Source organism: Pseudomonas sp. REP124 (genome assembly GCF_020164475.1).
GTDB lineage: Bacteria > Pseudomonadota > Gammaproteobacteria > Pseudomonadales > Pseudomonadaceae > Aquipseudomonas.
The window spans coordinates 1-6,290 of sequence record NZ_JAIQWX010000233.1 but is presented as its reverse complement, the minus strand read 5'-3'; the positions used below and the strand labels follow the sequence as shown (position 1 = coordinate 6,290).

Sequence of the window (6,290 nt, the reverse complement as noted above, 5' to 3'; positions counted from 1 at the left end):
GCAGAACCTGTGTGGGAGCGGGCTTGCCCGCGATGAGGCCAGCACAGTCGCAACGGATCTGAACTGGAACAAGGCAATAGGCATATGTCCTCACGCGTCGCCAGCAAGTCGTCGGCCACACCCGTCCATCACGTCGCTTCTCCCGCGCTGCTGATCCCCACCCTGCTGCTGTTCGTCTCCGGCGCCGCCGCACTGGTGTATCAGGTGCTGTGGATCAAGCAGCTGTCGCTGGTGGTGGGTGTCGAGGTGTACGCCATTACCACCGGGATCAGCGCGTTCTTTGCAGGCCTGGCGCTGGGCGGCCTGTGGTTCGGGCGCTGGGCCGACCGCTTGCAGCAACCGGCGCTGTTGTATGCCGGGCTGGAAGTGCTGGTGGCGGTGCTCGGGGTGGGCGCGACGTTCGCGATGAGCCTGGCGGCCAGCCCGTTTGCCTGGCTGGAAGAACATGTGGGCCTGCTGGCCTGGGTCCTGCCGTTTGCGCTGGTGGGGCTTCCCGCCGTGCTGATGGGCGGCACGCTGCCGGTGCTGGTGCGATCGTTGGCCAGCGATCCGCAGCAGCTGGGCAAGGCCGGTGGCCAGCTGTATGCAGCGAACACGGCCGGCGCCATCGCCGGCACCCTGCTCGCCGGGTTCGTCCTGATTGCCACACTCGGCGTACGCGGCAGTGCGCTGTTCGCGGCGATGCTCAACTTGCTGGCCGCCGCCGGGGCCCTTTGGTTTCAGCGCCAGAGTCCGTTGGTGAGCGATGCACCTGCCAAACATCATGAGGAAAAGGCGCCGGATCGCCTGGCGCTGTGGCTGTACGCGATTGCCGGCGGGGTGGCCCTGGGTTACGAAGTGGTCTGGTCGCAATCGATCGTGCAGTTCATGAGTACCCGCACCTACGCCTTTGCCGTGGTGTTGGCGACCTACCTCACCGGGCTGTTTCTCGGCAGCCTCCTGCTTGCCCGTCGGGTCGACCGCCTGCGCGATCCCTGGGGCGTGTTCGGTTTGCTGATTGCCGGTGCCGGGTTGATCGCGCTGCTGGAAATCGCCCTGCTGGGACGCTGGCTGGTGCTGGCGCAAAGCGTCGTCGAGGCCTGGGTCCTGTCGATGGGTGCCAGCGAACTGGTGGGCATGAGTGCGCGGTTTGCGGTGGCTGCGTTGAGCATCGTTTTCGTGCCGACCCTGCTGCTGGGTGCGGCGTTTCCCGTGGCTTTGCGCTTGAGCGTTGGCCGCGAGCATGTCGGGCGAAATGTCGGTGAGGTGGTTGCATTCAACACCCTCGGCGGGATCATCGGCGTGATGCTCTGCGGGTTTATCCTGATTCCGCTGCTGGGATTGGTGCGGACCTTGGGTTTGCTGGCGATCATTGCCGCCGCGATTGGTTACTTTGCTGTGCGCAAGGGCCATGGTGTCAGGAAAGGTCGACGGCAGGCGGTGGTCGTTATCGGCCTGGTCGCCGTGGCTGTCGCGGTATTTACCCCGGTCGGCAAACTCGCCAGCCTGTTGCCGGGCGCCCGCAACGGCAATATCACTTTTTATGAAGAAGGACGCGGCGGCACGGTCGCCGTGGTCAGTCAGGGCAAGGGCCAGAAAACCTTCCAGCGTCTGTATATCCAGGGCGTGTCCAACACCGGCGACGCGATGCCGTCGCTGCGCTACATGCGAATTCAGGCGTTGCTGCCGCTGTTGATCCATAACGGCGAACCGCGCTCGGCGCTGGTGATCGGCTTCGGCACCGGCATCACCGCCGGCGCCCTGACCCGCTATCCGGGGCTGGAGCATCGCGTGGTCGCCGAATTGCTGCCGTCGGTGGTCAAGGCCGCGCCGCTGTTCAAGGGCAATTTCAATGCTGCCGCCGACCCGGGCGTCGACGTCCGTCTGCGGGACGGTCGCCAGGAACTGCTGCGCAATCCCCAGCGCTACGACCTGATCACCCTCGAACCGCCACCGCCTTCAGCCGCTGGGGTGGTCAATCTGTATTCCCGGGATTTCTACCAACTGGCCGCCAGCCGTTTGCAGAAACAGGGTCTGGTGGCCCAGTGGCTGCCGCTGCCGACGCAGAACATCGACGATTCGCGCTCGCTGGTGCGCAGCTTCCTCGACGTCTTCCCCTACGCCAATGTCTGGACCAGCGAGTTCCACGAGATGCTGCTGGTGGGGTCCCTGGACCCGATCGAACTGGACGCCGCGAAAATCGGCGCACGCTTCCAGCAGGACAGCGTGCGCGGAACCTTGCAGGATGTCGGCATCGGTTCGGCGGCGGCCCTGCTCGCCACTTGGGTGACCGATCGCGAAGGTCTCGAACGCTTCGCCGCCGACGCGCCAGCGGTGACCGACGATCAACCGCGTATCGAATACGCGCCGTGGGTGCGAGCCAAGGAAATCACCCGGGTGCTGCCAGCGTTGCTGGACCTGCATACCGCACCGCCGCTGCTCAATGCCGATGCGGCATTCACCGAGCGCATGGACACCCATCGGCAACGCCTGATGCAGTTCTACCGGGCGAGCCTGCATGCTTACGATGGGGACCGCGATGCGTGGGCGCGGGATATTCGCGAGGTGATGCGTGGGGATGGGGGGAATCCGTATTACCGGTGGTTTGTTGGTGAATGACACCTCGCTACCTGAACCCGATACCTGTGGGAGCGAGGCTGCTCGCGATGGTCGTCAACGATAACGCGGGCTGCCTGACACCCTGCGGTGTTTGTCAGTCCATCGCGAGCAGGCTCGCTCCCACAGATGTTGGTTCAGGTACAGGGGTGTCGGAATTTGACAGGCCGGTAACATCCGGCAAAGCTGCACCCAGCCTGAACGCGAACCTGGACTACGGAAGTCGTAATGCCGACAGATAAAAACAAAGCACAAACCGCAAAGCCCGATTCGCAACCGACCCCGATCAACCGCTACCTGTTTCCCGTCACTATCGGCATCCTGCTGCTGGCGGTGGTGGGCATCGGCTGGTTTCTGTTCGGCAGCAAGCCGGTTCCGGTCGTCACCTATGCGCCGGTCAGCAAGCCCGCCGTACAACAACCGGTCAAACCGCAACCTGTCGCCATGGCGCCGGCCACCATGGTCGACGAACAGCAATGCCAGGGCTGCCACAGCGCCCAGGTCAAGGACTGGCAAGGCTCGCACCACCAACTGGCGATGCAGGCGGCCAGTGCCGAGACCATGCTCGGCGATTTCAACAACGTCACCTTCAAGGCGGAAAACGAAACCACCCGTTTCTCGCGCAAGGACGACGGCTTCTGGGTCAACACTCCGGGCATCGACGGCAAGAATGCCGACTTCAAGGTCGCCTACACCTTCGGCATTGCGCCGTTGCAGCAATACCTGATCGAGGTCGGCGGTGGCCGCTTGCAGGCGCTGGGCGTGGCCTGGGATACGGAGAAGAACCGCTGGTTCCATCTCTATCCGGGCCAGGGCGTGACCTTCAAGGACCCGCTGCACTGGAGCAAACCGAGCCAGAACGCCAACTTCATGTGCGTCGAGTGCCACACCACCGGCTACAAGCGCAATTTCGACGCGGCGAAAAACACCTTCGACAGTCAGTGGAACAGCCTCGGCGTCGGTTGCCAGGCCTGCCACGGGCCGGCATCCAACCACTTGCAGTGGGCGGAGAAAAAGACCGACCTGATCCACGCCGGATTCGCCGTCGACCTCAAGGACAAGAACGCCACGGTCGAGATCGAAACCTGCGCCCGTTGCCACGCCCGCCGTGCGCCGCTGGGGGACGGCTACACCGTCGGCAAGCGTCTGATGGACGATTATCTGCCCAGCGTCCTGTCCCGTGAGTTGTATGCGCTGGACGGCAAGATCAAGGACGAGGTGTTCGAACATGGCTCCTTCGCCCAGAGCAAGATGTTCGACAAGGGCGTGCGGTGCAGCAATTGCCACAACCCCCACAGCGAACAGCTCAAGGCGCCGGGCAACGGTGTCTGCCTGCAATGCCACAACACGGCGGGCAAGACGGCGGTCGAAGGGGTCGATGGCAAGGGCCTGCAGGCGAAGAACTACGATTCGGTCGAACACACCCGTCACACCATGGGCCAGCCGGGTTCGCAGTGCGTGGATTGCCACATGCCGGGCAAGTTCTACATGGGCAATGACTTCCGGCATGACCACAGTTTCAGCATCCCCAATCCTGAACGTGCCCGGAAGCTCGGCACGCCGGACGCTTGCCTGACCTGTCACCAGGGCAAGGCCGGGGACAAGGTCACCGAGCAGTTCAAATTGTGGAGCAGCGCTGCGAATGCGCCGCAAGCCCCGCGTTACGACGAGAGCCTGTGGCTGATTCGCAATGGTCAGGCGGGCGCGGCCCAGGCGCTGTTCGAACAATTGCAGCGCAGCAATCTGCCGGCGATTCAGCGGGCGACCTTGCTGGCCGAACTGCCCGCCTACCCCAGTGAGCAGGCGCTGAAACTGGCGAGCAAAGACCTGAACAATCCGGCACCGCAGGTGCGTGAAAGTGCCGTGCATGCCGTCAGCGCCTTCCTGCCACCACCGGAGCGGGCGCAGTTGCTGTCGCCATTGCTCAGCGATCCGGTGAAAGCCGTGCGCATTGCCGCAGCGCGGGATTTGCTCAGCGTGGCGCGCAATGGACTGGGTAGCGCGCAAGGCAACTGGAACAGCGCCATCGCCGAATACGAGGCGGTGCAGAAAAGCCTGCTGGAACGCGCAGAAGCCAATCTCAATCTGGCGTTGCTGTATCAGGCCAGCGGTCGCAATGGCGAGATGGAAGCCTTGCTTCGCGCTGCGTTGCAACGTGACCCGGACTTCTACCCTGCGCTGGTGACCCTGGTGCAGTGGCTGGAGGGCAATGGTCGCAGTCAGGAGGCGCAAACGCTGCTGGCGCAAAGCCTGAAAGAACACCCCGACGCCGCCCTTCTGCAACACACCCAGGGCCTGGCGCTGGTCCGCGCCGGCCAGACCGCCCAAGCGATGCCCTACCTGCACAAGGCCGCGCAACTGGAACCTCAAACCGCGCAGTACGCTTACGTGCTGGCAGTGGCGCTGCATGACAGCGGCAAGGTCGATGAAGCCTGCGCAGAGCTCGAACGCCTGTTGAAACTCGACCCCACCAACCGCAACGCCCGCCTGGCGCTGATCCAGTACTACCTCAACAACGGCCAGGAGCCCAAAGCGCAGGTGCTGTTGCAGGGCTGGAAGAAAATGAACATGGGAGATCCGGCCCTGAAATAACGCAAAAAGTCTGTAGGAGCGAGCTTGCTCGCGATGGACCCTGAGACACCGCGGGCTGTTAGGCTTCCCGCGTTATCGTTAACGACCATCGCGGGCAAGCCCGCGAAGAGGCCGGCACATCCAACATTGATGTCGACCGACCTGACGCTTTCGCGGGCAAGCCACGCTCCCACAGGGTTCTGTGTTGCTCACCCATTTCCCGGCCAAGCTCAGGACCTGTGGGAGCGGGCTTGCTCGCGAAGAGGCCGGCACATTCGCCATTGATATCGGCCCAAACCAAATCCATTCGATTTTTCGTGATATCACTGCGCCATCAGTGATAAAGTTCGCGCCGCTTCAACCACCCCCGCTTCAAACGAGGTCTGCATGACGCCCGCCTCGGCCAATGACGGCAAAACCCTGTACCAAGGATCAACAATGCAATCCCTGCGCAAGCTGCTCACCCTCTCGGCCTTGACCACCACCCTACTGATGTCCGGCTGCGCCAGCATCGTCGGCGACAGCAAATACCCGGTGAACGTATCGAGCACTCCGAGCGGTGCCAACTTCACCATCCAGAACAAACAAGGCATCGTTGTTCACAACGGTTCCACGCCCAACACCGTGACGCTGCCATCAGGCCGTGGTTACTTCAAAGGCGAAACCTACACCATCACCTTCAAGAAAGACGGTTACGCCGACACCAGCACCACGCTGGATACCAGCATGAGCGGCTGGTACTGGGGCAACATCCTGATTGGCGGCCTGATCGGCATGCTGGTGGTCGACCCGATGACCGGCGCCATGTACAAACTGCCGGAAGATGCCGCCGGCAACCTCGGCAGCCCACTGGCTGGTGAAGCGCCAAAGAACCTGACCCTGCTGGAAATCGATCAGCTGTCGCCGGCAGATCGCGCGGCGCTGGTTCGTATCAATTAAGAACGGCACCCCCTGTAGGAGCGCTTGCTCGCGATGGAGTCAAGAACACCACTGGGCATCAGGCTTCCCGCGTTATCGTTGACGACCATCGCGAGCAAGCTCGCTCCTACAGGATTCTGCGTCGTTCAGCCATTTCCCGGCCAAGCTCAGGACCTGTGGGAGCGGGCTTGCCCGCGAAGAGGCCG

3 protein-coding genes are annotated in these 6,290 nt (G+C 63.0%); all 3 read left to right on the top strand.

The features are described from left to right. The first annotated feature begins 84 nt into the window (after positions 1-84). Entirely contained in the window at positions 85-2,598 is a 2,514-nt protein-coding gene (locus K9857_RS29255) for a fused MFS/spermidine synthase (protein WP_224541882.1), read from the top strand. Between the two features lie 225 nt (positions 2,599-2,823). Continuing rightward, a complete protein-coding gene (locus tag K9857_RS29250) occupies positions 2,824-5,187 on the top strand; it encodes a tetratricopeptide repeat protein (RefSeq protein ID WP_224541880.1) in 2,364 nt (787 codons plus the stop codon). Between the two features lie 366 nt (positions 5,188-5,553). Then, positions 5,554-6,105 carry a hypothetical protein gene (locus K9857_RS29245; RefSeq protein WP_224541878.1) on the top strand — a complete coding sequence of 184 codons (552 nt, stop codon included), beginning with the start codon at positions 5,554-5,556 and terminating at the stop codon, positions 6,103-6,105. The last annotated feature ends 185 nt before the right edge of the window (positions 6,106-6,290 follow it).